At 66.1% G+C, this 14454-nt stretch carries 13 protein-coding genes; 5 read left to right on the top strand and 8 right to left on the bottom strand.

What is annotated here, in order from left to right; genetic code table 11:
* Positions 1–16 precede the first annotated feature (16 nt).
* Genes J4G12_01060 through J4G12_01050 form a run of 3 tightly spaced genes read right to left on the bottom strand, consistent with a single transcriptional unit; the run spans position 17 to position 4507 of the window.
* Positions 17–1126: an ABC transporter ATP-binding protein gene (locus J4G12_01060; GenBank protein MCE2454397.1), complete on the bottom strand. Its 1110-nt coding sequence runs from the start codon at positions 1124–1126 to the stop codon at positions 17–19.
* A gap of 40 nt (positions 1127–1166) precedes the next feature.
* Entirely contained in the window at positions 1167–1631 is a 465-nt protein-coding gene (locus tag J4G12_01055; GenBank protein MCE2454396.1) for an ATP-binding protein, read from the bottom strand.
* Positions 1631–4507 (bottom strand): S9 family peptidase, encoded by a 2877-nt coding sequence (locus J4G12_01050; protein MCE2454395.1) that lies wholly within the window; start codon positions 4505–4507, stop codon positions 1631–1633. The genes J4G12_01055 and J4G12_01050 overlap by 1 nt, the downstream gene beginning before the upstream one ends.
* A gap of 291 nt (positions 4508–4798) precedes the next feature.
* Between J4G12_01050 and J4G12_01045 the strand changes: the two genes are divergently transcribed.
* Genes J4G12_01045 through J4G12_01035 form a run of 3 tightly spaced genes read left to right on the top strand, consistent with a single transcriptional unit; the run spans position 4799 to position 6854 of the window.
* Positions 4799–5038, top strand: a complete 240-nt coding sequence (locus J4G12_01045) for a hypothetical protein (protein ID MCE2454394.1) — start codon at positions 4799–4801, stop codon at positions 5036–5038.
* Positions 5038–6516 (top strand): sodium:solute symporter family protein, encoded by a 1479-nt coding sequence (locus tag J4G12_01040; protein MCE2454393.1) that lies wholly within the window; start codon positions 5038–5040, stop codon positions 6514–6516. The genes J4G12_01045 and J4G12_01040 overlap by 1 nt, the downstream gene beginning before the upstream one ends.
* Entirely contained in the window at positions 6513–6854 is a 342-nt protein-coding gene (locus tag J4G12_01035) for a chorismate mutase (GenBank protein MCE2454392.1), read from the top strand. Before J4G12_01040 ends, J4G12_01035 begins: the two co-directional genes overlap by 4 nt.
* A gap of 12 nt (positions 6855–6866) precedes the next feature.
* Here J4G12_01035 and J4G12_01030 read toward each other — a convergent pair whose 3' ends face one another.
* The 4 genes from J4G12_01030 to rplU form a co-directional block, all read right to left on the bottom strand.
* Positions 6867–8021 carry a glycosyltransferase family 4 protein gene (locus J4G12_01030; GenBank protein MCE2454391.1) on the bottom strand — a complete coding sequence of 385 codons (1155 nt, stop codon included), beginning with the start codon at positions 8019–8021 and terminating at the stop codon, positions 6867–6869.
* 6 nt (positions 8022–8027) lie between these two features.
* On the bottom strand, positions 8028–9161 hold the full coding sequence (gene wecB / locus J4G12_01025) for a UDP-N-acetylglucosamine 2-epimerase (non-hydrolyzing) (GenBank protein MCE2454390.1): 1134 nt from the start codon (positions 9159–9161) through the stop codon (positions 8028–8030).
* A gap of 133 nt (positions 9162–9294) precedes the next feature.
* Positions 9295–9549, bottom strand: a complete 255-nt coding sequence (gene rpmA / locus J4G12_01020) for a 50S ribosomal protein L27 (protein ID MCE2454389.1) — start codon at positions 9547–9549, stop codon at positions 9295–9297.
* Positions 9550–9570: 21 nt separating this feature from the next.
* A complete protein-coding gene (gene rplU, locus J4G12_01015; protein MCE2454388.1) occupies positions 9571–9903 on the bottom strand; it encodes a 50S ribosomal protein L21 in 333 nt (110 codons plus the stop codon).
* 248 nt (positions 9904–10151) lie between these two features.
* Here rplU and J4G12_01010 point away from each other — a divergent pair, with 248 nt between their 5' ends.
* Positions 10152–11576: a Gfo/Idh/MocA family oxidoreductase gene (locus J4G12_01010; protein ID MCE2454387.1), complete on the top strand. Its 1425-nt coding sequence runs from the start codon at positions 10152–10154 to the stop codon at positions 11574–11576.
* Complete coding sequence (locus J4G12_01005) at positions 11576–12898, top strand: DUF1080 domain-containing protein (protein MCE2454386.1); 1323 nt, start codon at positions 11576–11578, stop codon at positions 12896–12898. Before J4G12_01010 ends, J4G12_01005 begins: the two co-directional genes overlap by 1 nt.
* A 64-nt stretch (positions 12899–12962) precedes the next feature.
* Here the strand turns inward: J4G12_01005 and J4G12_01000 are convergent, their stop codons facing one another.
* Positions 12963–14357 carry a hypothetical protein gene (locus tag J4G12_01000; GenBank protein MCE2454385.1) on the bottom strand — a complete coding sequence of 465 codons (1395 nt, stop codon included), beginning with the start codon at positions 14355–14357 and terminating at the stop codon, positions 12963–12965.
* Between the last annotated feature and the right edge of the window lie 97 nt (positions 14358–14454).

Below are 14454 nucleotides of genomic sequence, written 5' to 3'. Positions count from 1 at the left end.
TCCGCCGGACCTCACGTCAATCGGCATCGAGAGCCCGACAATCGACGGCCGTCCATCCGATTCTCACCCGATCCCCGCCGAGGACCCTGCCTTGGCCGAGCTGGTTCGGAATCTTGGCGATGCAGGCGCCGCCAAACAAGGCGAGCCGGATGCGCAGGTGGTCGCCCAGGAAGGTGATGTCCTCGATCTCGGCGTCGAACTCGTTCCGGTAGAGACCTGCTTCGGGCGCGATGGCCATTCGTTCCGGTCGGATCGAGAGCGTGGTCTCGTCTCCGGGCGAGAGATCGGCGATCCGCATGGCGCTCACCTCGTGCGGGCGGCCATCGCCGCGACCGTGCAGGGCCACATCGCACAGCGTTCCGTCAACTCGTTCGACTCTCCCCCGGAAGGTGTTGTTTTCTCCGACGAAACGGGCCACGAAAGCGGTGTCCGGCTCCTCGTAGAGAGTTTCGGGAGCGGCTACCTGCTGGATCCCGCCGTCCTTCATCACCGCGATGCGGTCGGACATCACCATCGCCTCGCCCTGGTCGTGGGTCACGTATACGACGGTCACGCCCAGGGTTCGATGGATGCGTCTGATCTCGTACTGCAGTTCCTCGCGGAGCCGGCGGTCGAGCGCCCCCAGCGGCTCGTCCATCAGCACCAGGTCGGGCTCGAAGACGAGCGCTCGGGCTATCGCGACTCTCTGTTGCTGGCCGCCGGAGAGCTCCGCAGGTCGGCGGTCCTCCATCTTAGCGAGACGCACGAGGTCGAGAACCCGCCCGACCCGGTCGCGCCGCTCGGTTCGGGAGACGCCCCGGACCTCGAGCGGAAATTCCAGATTCGCGGCGACCGTCATGTGCGGAAAAAGGGCGTAGTTCTGGAAGACCATGCCGATCCCCCGCTTGCGAGGCGGCATACCGCGCAGGGAGCGTCCCCCCAGACGGATGTCGCCGTCCGTCACCTCTTCGAAACCCGCGAGCATGGAGAGGCAGGTGGTCTTCCCCGATCCCGAGGGGCCGAGCAGACTAAGAAATTCACCTCTTTCGACGGAGAACGAGACCCCGCTCACGGCGAGGGCGGTTCCGTCGTAGCTCTTGGAGACCTCGCGGAATTCGACGTGAGGGTGGTCCGCTTCCGCTTCCATTCGTGACACGACGTCCCCTGGGGAGTAGGTCCGCAGATTTCTACTTGCCGGCCAGCGCCATGCGTAGCAGGAGCCGGTTGTATCCGTCCAGCCGCTCGTAGCGGTACTCTTCGACCATGTTCTTGACCAGGTGAACTCCCAGCCCCCCTACCGGCTGCTCCTCGATTCCAAGTTCGAAGTCGGGCGCCGGCGCCTCCTCGAATGGATCGAAGGGAGCCCCATTGTCTTCGATGCAGACTGCGACCGTATCGGCCTCGGTGGCGGCGGCGACCCGGATGTCCGGCTTCGCCTCCGACTCGTTGAATCCGTAGCTGATCGAGTTGGTGACGAGTTCGTCGATGGCCAGCTCGAGATTGAACGACGCTGAGCGCGGCACGCCCCAGTCGGTGCAGATCTGCTCGAATTCCACCATCATCGCCGACAGCTTCGCCCGGTCTGCGGCTAGCGCCCAGAAACGGATCGCCTCGGGCGGCTCAGGCCTCAGAACCGGATGCGGCGCTTCCATCAACTGATTCCACTGCGACTCGTGAGCTCCGTTCCCAAAGTGACGCCTTTGAGGATCGCGGGCACGCCTTCCTCCATCCAGACCGGCGCCGGGGCGTCCATGAGATAGTGATCGAAGAACTGCTGCATCCTCAGGGCCCAGTCCTTGCGGTTGGGAAGGCGCGAGAGCCCGTGGCCCTCGCCGTTGTAGTTGAGCATCCAGACCGGCTTGCCCAACCGGCGCAGAGCCACGAACATCTCAATTCCCTGATACCACGGAACGGCGCCGTCCTCGTCGTTGTGCATCATCAGGAGCGGCGTCCGGACCTTGTCCGCGAAGAAGACGGGCGAGTTGTGCAGGTAGGTCTGGGTCTCCTCCCACAGGGTACCGCCGATCCGGCTCTGCGTGCGCTCGTACTGGAACATGCGGCTCATCCCCGACGACCAGCGTATGCCCCCGTACGCGCTCGTCATGTTGGAAACCGGGGCTCCGGCCTCCGCGGCGGCGAAGAGATCGGTCTTGGTGATCATGTAGGCGATCTGGTACCCGCCCCAGGAGTGTCCCTGCACACCGATGCGCGCCTGGTCCACAAATCCGCGATCGACCAGGGAGAGGACGCCGGGCACCACCGCGTCCAAGGCGCTCTCGCCGGGGTAGCCGACCTCGTACGGGATGTCGGGTATGAACGCCAGGTAGCCCCTCGATACGTAGAAGGAGATCGCCACCGACGAACCGCCCGGCGTCGGAGGCCGGTAGCTGTAGAGTCCGTCGGACATGCGCTCGTAGAAATAGACCATCATCGGGTAGTTGTCCGACGGGTCGAAGTCGTCGGGCTTGACGAGAATGCCCTGTAGGGGCGTGCCGTCGTTGGAACGCCACTCCACGAGCTCAGCGTCGCCCCAGGTGAATTCCTCTTGCTGGGGGTTCGCCTCCGAGACTTTGAATGCGTCGGTGAACGAACCGTCGGTGACCCAGAGATCCGGGTATTCGCGGAAGTCCTGTCTGGTCAGGAGCCAGCGCTCCGCATCTTCGGCCTTGCCGCGCAGTTGCAAACGCTTCTCGGCCATCACCACCTCGCTCGGCGCCGCCGCTCGATCCGTTCTCCCGCGGTAGAAACCCGAGCGTTTGTCGGTCTTGTGGAACGCGCTCAGGAGAGCCTCGCCTTCCTCGATCGCGAGCTGGTCGAAATCGGTACGGGAGTAACGGAAGCGAATGCCCTCCGCGCGCCCCCTGCCCGCCGTCAGATTCGTGGTTTCGCCCGAGGCCGGCTCGAAGCGCCAGATGTCGAAGTCGTCGTAGAAAAGAAAGGCCTCGTCTCCTTCGGTCCATCCTGCCGAGCCGTAGGAGGGAGGCAGATCCGGATGGTCGTCAAGTTCGTTCCAGACTGGATGTGGAACGCCGGCGCTCGCGAACAACGGACCGCCACCGTCCGTGGGCGCGACCACCCAGTGTCTCTCGACCCCATCCCACCAGGTCAGGTACCGACCTTCGGGCGAGATGGAGGCGAAAGACTTGACCATCTCCGCGACCTTGCGTCGATCGCCGGTGGCCATGTCCACCACGTAGAAGTCCCGGTAGGTGCCGTCCCACGATACCATCTGCCGGTAAGGCAGCGAGGACAGTCCGAGCGCGAACCCGGCGCCTGCGGCGTCGGCCATGGCGACATCGGGCACCTCCTTGGTCGCGAGCTGGACCAGGGAGCCGGTGGCGAGATGGGCCACCGCCCGGTAGGTCCGGTCGCGCTCCCGGTTAGCCTGCACGAGCTGCATGGGTTGGAGGTAGGGGTCCTTCCAGCTCCAAATGTCGATCTCGACCTTGTCGTCGTCGGGCGTGTCGTCCTCGACCTCGGGCTCGGGGCGTGGCGCCGTGCCGAAGTAGAGCCGCTCGCCGTCGTCGGAGTAGGACAGGAAGCCGTGCTCGCTCACCCACCATCCGGCCGGAATGCTGCCGCTTCCGGAACTCGCGACCGCTGTCGCCTCGTCCCATTCGGGAGCCGAGCTCTGGTAGAGAACGAACTCGGGCTGATCGGCCTGATAGTCGTCGCGGTCCGCCAGGAAGGCGAGCCGGTCACCGTTTTCGGAGAGGGTGAGTTCGCGGTAATGGCTCGCTCCCCGGAACACGGCGCCGGCGTCCGAGGAGCCGCCCAGCTCGAGCACGTACACGCCGTCCTCGCTTCCGTCCTCCGACGAGGTCGCGTAGGCGAAGACGCCGCCCTCGTCGGCGAAGACGAATTCGTCAACGAGCTCGAACCTGGTTTCGGAGCCGGATACCAGGTCGACCAGGACGAGAGCGTCTCCGGCCTCCTTGGTCTTGTCGTTCTCCTCGTCCTCCGCCTCGCCTTCCTGCTCGGCGGGCTCTTCTTCCCCCTTCTCCTCATCATCCGGGTCGTCCTCGCCCTCGCCCTCCTCTTCCGCGGGACGATAAGCGAGCCATGGACCGTACCCGGCCGTCCGGTAGCTCTCCACCGCCCCCAGTCTCCGCACCGCTTCCAAGCCCATGCCGGAAATCTCCGCCAGCTCCACGACTGCGAGCGAGTCCCCGGGCAGCTCGGAGTTGCGAACCCCTTCCCGCCGGAGAGAGTCGACGGTCGCCTCGACAGGTGGGATCGAGACTACCACGTACCTGGAGTCCGAAGTGAAGGCCGGCCGCTCGCCCCGGAACTCGAGCGAGACTCCGTCCTCCAGCGCCTGCCGGACGATCACCACGGGATCTCCCTCCACGGGGGAGAGCGCGTAGGTCAGCCACGCTCCGTCCGGCGAGAGCGACGGCGCCTGTATGGTGCGCCAGGTCAGGATGTCGTCGTGGTCGAGGGCGCGCTTCTGGGCGTCGACGCCGGACGGGATTGCGAAGGCGCCCAGGAGGACGAGCGCCGAAAGACGGATCGGGGTGAAAACCATGGAAGCCTCAGAGTTGGTAGAAGGGTCCACGACGTGATGCGGGTAAAGATAGCCTAACGACACAAGGTAGCTGACAGACGGCAGGCACACCACGAGAGCGAGACTCCCGGTGCGTCGCCGGGCGGGTGGGGCGGCGGCCGCAAGTGTCGCCGAAGGTCTTCGGCACCGTTCGAGCGCCCTCCGTGCGGACGGGTCGCCGCTCGGGCGGCATGGCGTCCGGCCCCCTATGTTGTATCATTCCAACCTCGTCGGACCCGGCTCCGGTCCGCAAAACCATCAACCCGTCGCTCTATGGCGCCTAAAGTCGTTCGGGGATTCGCCGTCGCCTACACCGGCCTTGCCCTCGTCGCCGTGACCTGGCCGGGCATCCTCCCCTTCTCCGCCGCAAGACCGCTCGTTCTCGGGCTTCCTTTCTCCATGGCGTGGATTGCAGGCTGGGTGGCCGGGTTCACAGTGGTCTTCGCGATCCTGGACGCCGTCGACCGTCGGGCACTTGCGGCCGACCCTCGCTCACCGAGAGGAGACGAGTGATGGAGCGCTGGCTGTGGATCACGTCCATCATCGTTCTCTATCTGGGTGCGACGCTCGCCATAGGATTCCGGGCCGGACGGCGGTCCAGCGAGAGCGTGACCGGATACGTGGCGGCGGACCGGTCCTTCGGTCTGGTCGTCATGTACTTCGTGACCGGGGCGTCGGTCTTCAGCGCCTTCGCATTTCTCGGCGGTCCCGGTTGGGCCTACTCGCGCGGCGCGGCGGCCTTCTACATTCTGGCCTACGGCGCCCTGGGCATGGCTCCGTTCTACTGGTGGGGGCCGAGAGTGGCGGCTCTGGGCAGACGCTTCGGATTCGTCACTCAGGCCCAGCTCGTGACGGGCAGGTTCCGATCGCGAGAGCTCTCCCTCCTGATGGCTCTGATCTCGATAGTGGCGTTCGTTCCCTACGTGTCCATTCAGATGCGGGGTGCGGGGATCGTCATAAACGCGGTCACCGACGGCAACGTCCCCCTGTGGGTCGGCGCCCTGGCCGCGTATGGGATCGTGACCGCATACGTGCTGCGCTCGGGGGCGATGGCGGTGGGGTGGACGAACACCTTCCAGGGCGTCTTCATGGTCGTGATCGCCTGGTCGCTGGGGCTCTACCTGCCCTACCATCTCTACGGGGGCATCGGCCCGATGTTCGAGGGCATCGCGGACGCCCGTCCCGAACTGCTGGCCATGCCCGGGTTGACGGCGAGCGGGAGCCCCTGGACCTGGGGCGCCTTCTCCAGCGTCATTCTGGCGAGCGCGGTCGGTCTGATGATGTGGCCGCACCTCTTCATGAAGGCCTTTACCGCCAAGGACGACGCCACTCTACGGCGCACTGTCGTCCTCTTCCCGACCTTCCAGCTCTTCCTGATTCCGATCTTCCTTATCGGTTTCGCCGGGGTGCTCTTCGCCGGTCGGCAAGGAGGCGGACCCGTCGACTCGGACTCGATCCTCCCATTCATGATTCTGGAGACCGGGATGCCTGTGCTGGTCGTTGGACTTTTCTGCGCGGGCGCTCTCTCGGCCTCGATGTCGACCGGTGACGCTCTCATGCATGCGGCCGCATCGGTGTTCGTGGAGGACGGAGTGGCTCTCTACCGGCAGATGGACGAACGCGCGCGTCGCAGCCTGATCAGAATAACGGTTCTCGTGACGGGGACCCTCGCATACGTGTTCGCTCTCCAGGGAGGCACGTCGCTGGTGCAGATTCTCCTCTCAGCATACGGCCCCATTTCACAGCTCGCGCCACCGGTATTCGCCGCGCTCTACTGGCGACGGGCGACGACGCCGGGAGTGGCGTTCGGACTTCTTGCCGGGGTGGCGACTTCCGTCTTCTTCTTCCTGAACCCCGACCTTAAGCCCTTCGACATCCATGAAGGCGTCCTCGGGCTGGCGATCCAGTTGCCGGTGCTCGTCGGGGTCAGCCTGACCACCAGGCGTCAGGATCCGGAGCATGTGGCGGACTTCGTGGAGGGCGGGCGGTGAGCCGATCCCCTGCGGATGGTGCGGTTTCGGATGCCGAAGGAACGGAAGCACGGGCAGCGACCGGACCGGCCGATCTCGACGTTCTGCGGCGGCAGGTCACTGAGACCGACAGAGAGCTCGTGGAGATACTGGGCGCGAGGCGGGAGCTCGTGCTCGCCATCGGCAGGGCCAAGACCGAATTGGGCATGCAGGTGCTCGACCCGGCGCGTGAAGCGCTGGTGATCCGCAGGGCGAGCGAGATCGCGCGAGAACGAGGGATCGACCAGGAGATGGTGCGCGACGTCCTCTGGCGGGTTATCGCCTCCGCCCGGGCCGCCCAGGAGAAGGGAACGGGATAGGCGTCCGACCGGCTAGCCCGGCGGCGCTCCCGGCGCTCGTGCGAGTTTCGCCGCACGCTGCCGGCCCGGGCGGAGGAGCTTCCGGTAGACCTCCAGGTGTCGATCCACCAGGCGGGCGTTGCTCCAGTGACGGGTCACCCGCCTCCGGCCCTCGGCCCCGCGGCGGGCGAGCTCTTCCACCGAGAGCAGTTCGAGGACCTTGGCGGCGAGACCGCTCGGATCCGCCGGCTGGAAGAGGCCTCCAACGGAGTCGTCGACGATCTCGGGCAGTCCGCCGACATCGGAAGCCGCCACAGGCAGGCCGCAGGCCATGCACTCCAGTGCGGCGACGGAGGTGGCTTCCATCAGGGACGGAAATACGGCGAGATCGGCTGACGCCAGCAACCCGGGCATCTCGGCGTGGCGACGCGAGCCGAGGAAGGTCATCCGGTCGGCGACCCCGAGTTCCCCGCCGAGCTCCTCCAGCCGCTTCCGCTCTGGCCCATCACCTACGAAAACCGCTTCGACGTCGGCTTCGGCGACTATCGACGGCATGGCGCGCACGAAGAACTCGACTCCGTTCTTGGAGAAGAGACGACGAGGCACCATCAGTCTCCACCTCCTTGCGCCGGGCGGCAAGGTCGCCGGGCCGGGCCGGAAGAGTTCGGTGTCCACGCCGTTCACGAGAGGCTCGACCGAGATGCCACGCCTGAGCCCTTCGCCCACCTGAGCGATCTCGCCGCTGGAGGCGAAGTTGTGGTCGCTCCTGGCGATCAGTGCGCCCAGAGGTCCAGCGACGAGCGGATTGGAGGCCAGCCGCAGAAAGTGGGAGGTGTGAAGCGTGCACACGAGCGGCGTTCCGGCACCGGCGAGGGCCAGATTCAGGGGAAGGATCGAGGGAAAGGCCTGGGCGTGGACGAGATCGGCGCCCCGTACGACCGCCCGCGTGCGAGGAGTGGAGCCGAGCGCGTGGAGGAACCAACCGACGGGAGTGCGGGTCGGGAGCGGCGTGCGCCACACGGAAACGCCGTCCTCCTCCTCGAAGACAGGCAGGCCAGGACGGGATAGTGAGGTGACGATCGAGATTTCGTGGCCCCTGCGGGCAAGCTCGCGGCAGAGGAAGCTGACGTGGCTCTCCAGGCCGCCGACCTCCGGCGGGTAGTAGACGCAGTGGAAGACGATCTTCAAGAGCGACTATGTTCCCGAGGGTTGCCAGTCGGTCGTACGTCGGGGACGGCCGGCGAGGCTGGAGAGGATGATGTCCGCTATGCGCTCTCCCGCCTTCCCGTCGCCGTAAGGGTTGGCGGGAAGTCCGGCGGCGACGTCGGAGAGTCTGCGCGTCGCCTCGGCGAGAATGAGTCTCGAATCGGTTCCCACCAGGGTGGCAACGCCGGCTCGTACTCCTTCCGGACGTTCGGTCACGTCGCGAAGCACAAGGGTGTGGACGTTGAAGGCGGGCGCCTCCTCCTGGATGCCTCCCGAGTCGGTCAGCACGAGCGACGCTCCCGAGAGAACCGCGAGCATGTCCCGGTACGAGAGCGAACCCGTGAGGTGGATGCGGCCGCTCCGCTCCGGTGTGCCCAACAGACGGTACGCAGGTTTCCGCACGTTGGGGTTGGGATGCACCGGGTAGAGGATGTTGAGATCGGGAAAGCGGTCGGAGAGCTCCGCCACGGCTGAAAACACCCGCTTCAGCGGTTCGCCGAAGGACTCGCGGCGATGCGCGGTCAGGAGCACAAGACGCCTTGGCGAGGCGAGCAGCTCCGCAACCGTGGGGTCATCCGGCACCATGCTGCGGGATTTGGCGCTCTCCACCGCATCGACCACGGTGTTGCCGGTCACCCAGATGCGCTCCTCCTCCACGCCCTCGGCCCGCAGGTTGTCGGCTGCGGCGGGAGTAGGCGCGAAGCAGAAATCCGAGATGGTGTCGGTCATTCGGCGCAGCATTTCCTCAGGAAAGGGCGACCATTTGCGACGGCTGCGCAGACCGGCCTCCACATGCGCCAGCCTGCCTCTCCGGAGGAAGCTCGCCACTCCGGCGAAAAAAACGGTGGCCGTGTCACCCTGGACGATGGTCACGTCGGGCCGGAATTCCTCCAGCACCCCACGCATGCCGTCGAGGCATCCCGTGCCGACGTCGAAGAGGCTCTGGCCGGGCTTCATCAGGTCCAGGTCGTAATCGCTGCGGATCCGAAAATGCGCGAGCACCTGGTCGACGAGGTCGGTATGCTGACCGGTGAGGAGCAGGCGGTGATCGCAACCGCCTCGGGCGGTGACGGCTTCGATCACCGGGGCCATCTTGACGGCCTCGGGACGGGTTCCGATCACGGACAGAATGCGAGGTGCCGGCCTGTCTGCGGACGAGGCGGTCACCGAATACCCGTCGTCGGAGGTGTGGGGCGGCACCTCGGCGAGCCGCCGAAGTTCGCGATCGGTCGGACCGTTTCCGGAAGGCCGTGGGCTAACCGGCGGCGTAGACCGACACCACCGCGCGCGACCGGATGCGCTCGAATTTCACCACGCCGTCCGCTTTTGCGAAAAGGGTGTCGTCGGACCCCTTGCCGACGTTCCGGCCAGGGTGGAATTTCGTTCCGCGCTGGCGCACGATAATGCTCCCCGCCGTGACCGTCTCTCCGGCGAAGGTCTTGACCCCCAGCCGCTTCGGGTTGCTGTCTCTTCCGTTCCGGCTCGAGCCTACGCCCTTCTTGTGTGCCATGATCCGTTCCTTTCGGTTCCGCTATACGACCTCGGCGGTCCGTAGAGCGATCTCTTCGACGAGGACCTCGGTGTACCCTTGCCGGTGTCCCTGCTTTCGGCGGTATCCCTTGCGCCGCTTGCGCTTGAACACCACGATCTTCTTGTCGCGTCCGTGGCGAAGCACCTCCGCTCGGACCGAGGCTCCGTCGATGACGGGATCGCCCACGCGAACCTCTTCCCCTGCGGAGGCGAGGAGGACGCGGTCGAAGGTCACGGACTCGCTGATTTCGGCATCGAGCGAGGGTACGCGAAGCCTGGCGCCCTGCGCGGCGCGGAACTGCTTGCCTCCGGTCTCGAACACTGCGTAAGTCATCGGCGCTTGCGGTTGTCGGACGCGGACGCTCCGACGAGGGGTGATGGTTTCGTGAACAGCATGGAAAGATAGCGTTGAAGCCGCCGGGAGGGAATGGCGACCGCGCACCGTCGCGTCCGTGCCCTGCTCCCGCCTTGCAAACCTCCGGTTTCGGGTGGAAGTTAGAATGCGACCCGCCGCCCAGGGTTCCGGGTCGTCGTTCTGGTGACCGCACGCCTTCCCTGCCCGCCCACTCGACCGAACTCAGCATGAAGAGAAAACCGCCCAGCGCTCCCGCTTCGCAGCCTAAGCGCCGGCCCAGACGTCACTTTCTCCGACGAATGGCACAGAGCTCCGCCGCCGCCGCTTTCGCGCCCGGTCTGATGGGCGGCTCGGTAGCTCCGGCCGGCACTGCGGTCTCCGGTTGGCTCTCTCGCAGCCGGAAGCCGGAGGCGGACCCGCTCCCTCCTTCCGACGTTCTCGGCTTGGCCGTCGTCGGAGCGGGCGGCATGGGAATGGCCGACGCGAACACCGCGCTCCACGTACCCGGTGTGAAGCTGGTGGCGGCGTGCGACATCTTCGACGGCCGTTTGAGTTCCGCCATCGAGCGACACGGCGAACTCTTCACCACGCGCGACTACCGTGAAATCCTCGCGCGCGACGACGTGGACGCCGTGATCGTGGGGACGCCCGACCACTGGCACACCCGGATCTCGGTAGACGCCCTTCGCGCCGGCAAGGCGGTGTACTGCGAGAAGCCGATGGTCCACTCCATTTCGGAGGGAGCCGAGATCATCGAGGCGGAGAGAGACTCGGGTCAGGTCTTCCAGGTCGGGAGCCAAGGCATGAGCTCGCTCGGCAACGAGAAGGCAAAGGAGCTCTACGAGGCTGGAGCCATCGGCGAGCTCAACTACGCCGAAGGTTACTGGGCGCGCAACGACCCGATCGGCGCCTGGCAGTATCCCATCCCCCCGGAGGCTTCCGAAGAGACGGTCGATTGGGAAGGCTTCCTGGGCTCGGCGCCGCACCGGCCGTACGACCCGCTGCGCGTCTTTCGCTGGCGGAACTATCGGGACTACGGCACCGGGGTGGCGGGCGACCTCTTCGTTCATCTCTTCTCGAGCCTGCACTTCATAACCGGCTCACGCGGCCCGGTACGCGTGCAGGCGGCGGGCGGACTCCGCTACTGGGACGACGGTCGCGAGGTGCCCGACGTGCTGATAGGCGTATTCGACTATCCGGAGTCGGATTCCCATCCCGGTTTCAACCTCTCGCTCCGTGTGAACTTCGTCGACGGAACGTCCGGAAGCACCTTCCTGAGGATGGTGGGAAGCGAGGGTTCGATGGACGTCACCTGGACCGAGGTGGTACTCCGCAAGAACGCCCCCGTCGATCCCATGGCCGACGCCTTCCTGCAGGAGAAGATGGCGGAGACGACGGGTGCGGTAACGGACATGCCTCCGCGGGCCCGGATGCTCCCGCCCGCCGAGGCGGTCTACCGGGTCGAAACGGGATACGGCGGCGCTCACCTGGATCACTTCTACAATTTCTTCCGGGCCGTGCGCGGAGGCCCTCCCGTGGCGGAGAACTCGGTGTTCGGCCTGAGGGCGGCCGCGCCGTCTCTCGCCTGCAACACGAGCTACTTCGAGGAACGCATGGTGCGCTGGGACCCCGATCGGATGAGGGAACGATGATGGCGACGAGAGGTCGCGCGCACCGACGCGAGCTGGCCGCGCTGGCGCTCGTCGCGGCGGCGTGCAACCCGGCGAACGACGTTCGGGACGAGGCCGGAGCGGTCCCCAACACGCTCACGCCCGACGAAGCCGAGGCAGGTTGGGAGCTTCTCTTCGACGGCGAGACGACCTCCGGCTGGCGCGGCTACGGTCGGGAGAACTTCCCCGACACGGGGTGGGCGGTGATCGACGGCGCTCTCGTCGTGGGCGCCACCGCAACCGACCCCGACGTCGCGGTCGGAGGCGACATCGTCACCACCGAGTCCTTCGCCGACTTCGACCTGCGCTTCGAGTTCATGCTCTCCGACATCGCCAACAGCGGCGTGCTCTACCGTGTGATCGAAAATGAAGGGGCGGCGATCTGGCACAACGCGCCCGAATACCAGGTCCTGGACGACGACGCCTACCTGGAGATGGGGACCATGGACATGAACACCCACCTCACCGGCGACAATTACGACCTGCACGCCTCCGGCCCCAAGACCCTGCACGGACCCGGAGAGTGGAACAGTGGCCGAATCCGAGTTCAAGGGGAGCTGGTGGAGCACTGGCTCAACGGCGAGAAGACCGTCGAATACGAGCTCGGTTCTTCCGAGTGGGAGGAGATGGTGGCCGCCAGCAAGTTCTCGCCCTATCCCGAATACGGCACGGCGGGGTCGGGACCGATCGGGCTTCAGGATCATGGACGCAAGGTCTGGTTCCGGAGCATCAGGATCCGGCGACTGGAGCCGGTGGCACTCTTCAACGGCGACGATCTTGGCGGATGGACGGTCCACGGCACCGAACTGTGGTACGTCGAGGAGGGAGAACTGGTCTGCGAGAGCGGACCGGATGCCGCCTACGGCTATCTCGCCACGGAGTACACGTTCCGCGACTTCGACTTGACGCTCGACTTCAAGCAGGAGGCCGACGGCAACAGCGGTGTCTTCTTCCGTTCAAGCGTGGAAGGCACGGTGGTGAACGGCTGGCAGGCCGAGGTCGCGCCGCCGGGGCTGCATACCGGCGGCATCTACGAATCCTACGGCCGAGGCTGGCTGGTGCGGCCCGAGCCCGAGCTAGACCGGGCTCTGCGCATGGGCGAGTGGAACACCATGCGGGTCCGCGCGGAGGGCTCCCGGGTGAGGACCTGGCTCAACGGGGTGGCGATGGTCGATTTCGAGGACGACCGCATCGGAGCCGGAGACGGTTCGATCGCCCTCCAGATCCACGACGGCGGCGGTATCAAGGTGAGGTGGCGCGATATCCGCGTCGTGGATTTGGCTGCAGAACGCCCCCGTCGCTAGCGGCTGCGGCGAAACTCGCACGAGCACCGAGAGCGGCGCGGCGCTATTCGCCCAACCGATCGCATCACGAACCCTCCACCAGCTCGTAGACCGCCACGCTCTGCTCGTCGAACTCGCCTCTCTCAAGCAGCAACACCCAGCCCGGGCCCGCGTCGAGGAGCGTCCGGCCGGACGGTATCATGAGGCGGTGGAGCCATGTGCCGTCCGCACCCAGGAGGTGGAACTCGTCGCGACCCCCCAGCTCTCGCCAGGGGTGCGGCACCACCAGCATGCTGCCGTTCGGTAGCGACAGGAGCCCTTCCGACACGTAGGCGGGAAAGCTCTCCGGCAGGTCGTCCCGAATGCTCGGCCACCTTTCCCTCTCGAAACGTCGGCGCTCCTCGGCCGTTTCGTACCGGGCCAGGTAGGCGTCGCGGTAGCGATCCAGGTGCTCGCTCGTGACCTCGAGGTCCGGTCCTGCCCACCTCGCGACATGCGTGACGCGGCCGGTCCAGTCGACGTGTTCCAGCTCGTAGTCATCCGCCGATCCGTACCAGACGCCGGTGGCCGTGACCGCGAGGGCCATGTCCCTCCCCCACGTCACCGGAGCGGAGGAACCATACTCGGTATGGATGTAGCGCTCCGTCCCGGGGATGCCCGAGCGCAGGGTGGCCACACTGTCGTCCCGCTCCAGGGTCAGCGACATTTCCCACCGGTACCTGGTACCCTCGGCCAGGGTGAGCTCCCATTCAGTGTCCGGCCAGGCAGTGAAGACCACGTGGCCGTCCGGCGAGCATGCGGGTACCCCGTACGGGCCGGCCCCGCCGAACCTCCGTGTGTCGGTCACGACGCCGTCCGAATCAAGTTCGGTGATTCGGTCCAACTGCCCGTCGTATGCCGTGACCGCCGCTCCGGGGCAGCCACGCATCAGCCGGAGCCCCTCGTATTCCCCCGGTCCCTCGCCTTTCCGCCCGCTCGACCACACGTGCCGCCCCCGGGCGTCGAACTTTCGGATCTCGAAGATCGACTGGTCCGCGACGACGACGCTCTCGTCCTCGAGGCGGACGGCACCGGTGATGTTGCCGAAGAGGAATTCGTCGGGCCCGTCGAGCAAGCCGATCCGCATCAGCGGCTCGTCGGCGAGCACAAGGTCGGCTCTGCCGGGGGAATCGCTTTCCACGATGGTTTGAGGAGCGAGTTGGGAAGCCGCCGGTGCCGTTTCGGTGTTCTGGCTCTCGTAGCGGTACATCGGCTGCTCCTGGTAGGCATTCACCCGTTCCTGCAGCTCAAGTAGCCCAAGCATTCGGCGGTAAGCCTGGACAAGATCCCAGGGCTCCCAGGGCGTCAACTCAGGCTCGGCATGCGTCAACTCAGGCTCGGCATCCGGGTTGTCAGCTGGGGGCCCTTCAACCTCCGTGATGTCGCAGGTCAGGACGAAGACAGCGAAGAGTGCGGTGGTGGCGAAGCGGGTCGCGGTCATGTCGGTGCTCGTGAATCGGCGGTCCGTGCAACGAGAACGACGCTCCATACCCTGAAGCCAGGAGGATGTCACCCTGGCCCTTTTATGAACCTATGCG

Source organism: Gemmatimonadota bacterium, from assembly GCA_021295815.1.
Classification (GTDB): Bacteria; Gemmatimonadota; Gemmatimonadetes; order Longimicrobiales; family Gaopeijiaceae; genus JAGWBQ01.
Note: the sequence above shows the minus strand (reverse complement) of the source record. Positions and strands in the feature narration are given on the sequence as shown.

Excerpts from the sequence above, each read along its gene's own strand:
- J4G12_01060 (MCE2454397.1), bottom strand. The coding sequence starts at position 1,126 with ATGGAAGCGGAAGCGGACCACCCTCACGTCGAATTCCGCGAGGTCTCC.
- J4G12_01055 (MCE2454396.1), bottom strand. The coding sequence starts at position 1,631 with ATGGAAGCGCCGCATCCGGTTCTGAGGCCTGAGCCGCCCGAGGCGATC.
- J4G12_01050 (MCE2454395.1), bottom strand. The coding sequence starts at position 4,507 with ATGGTTTTCACCCCGATCCGTCTTTCGGCGCTCGTCCTCCTGGGCGCC.
- J4G12_01045 (MCE2454394.1), top strand. The coding sequence starts at position 4,799 with ATGGCGCCTAAAGTCGTTCGGGGATTCGCCGTCGCCTACACCGGCCTT.
- J4G12_01040 (MCE2454393.1), top strand. The coding sequence starts at position 5,038 with ATGGAGCGCTGGCTGTGGATCACGTCCATCATCGTTCTCTATCTGGGT.
- rpmA (MCE2454389.1), bottom strand. The coding sequence starts at position 9,549 with ATGGCACACAAGAAGGGCGTAGGCTCGAGCCGGAACGGAAGAGACAGC.
- rplU (MCE2454388.1), bottom strand. The coding sequence starts at position 9,903 with ATGACTTACGCAGTGTTCGAGACCGGAGGCAAGCAGTTCCGCGCCGCG.
- J4G12_01010 (MCE2454387.1), top strand. The coding sequence starts at position 10,152 with ATGAAGAGAAAACCGCCCAGCGCTCCCGCTTCGCAGCCTAAGCGCCGG.
- J4G12_01005 (MCE2454386.1), top strand. The coding sequence starts at position 11,576 with ATGGCGACGAGAGGTCGCGCGCACCGACGCGAGCTGGCCGCGCTGGCG.
- J4G12_01000 (MCE2454385.1), bottom strand. The coding sequence starts at position 14,357 with ATGACCGCGACCCGCTTCGCCACCACCGCACTCTTCGCTGTCTTCGTC.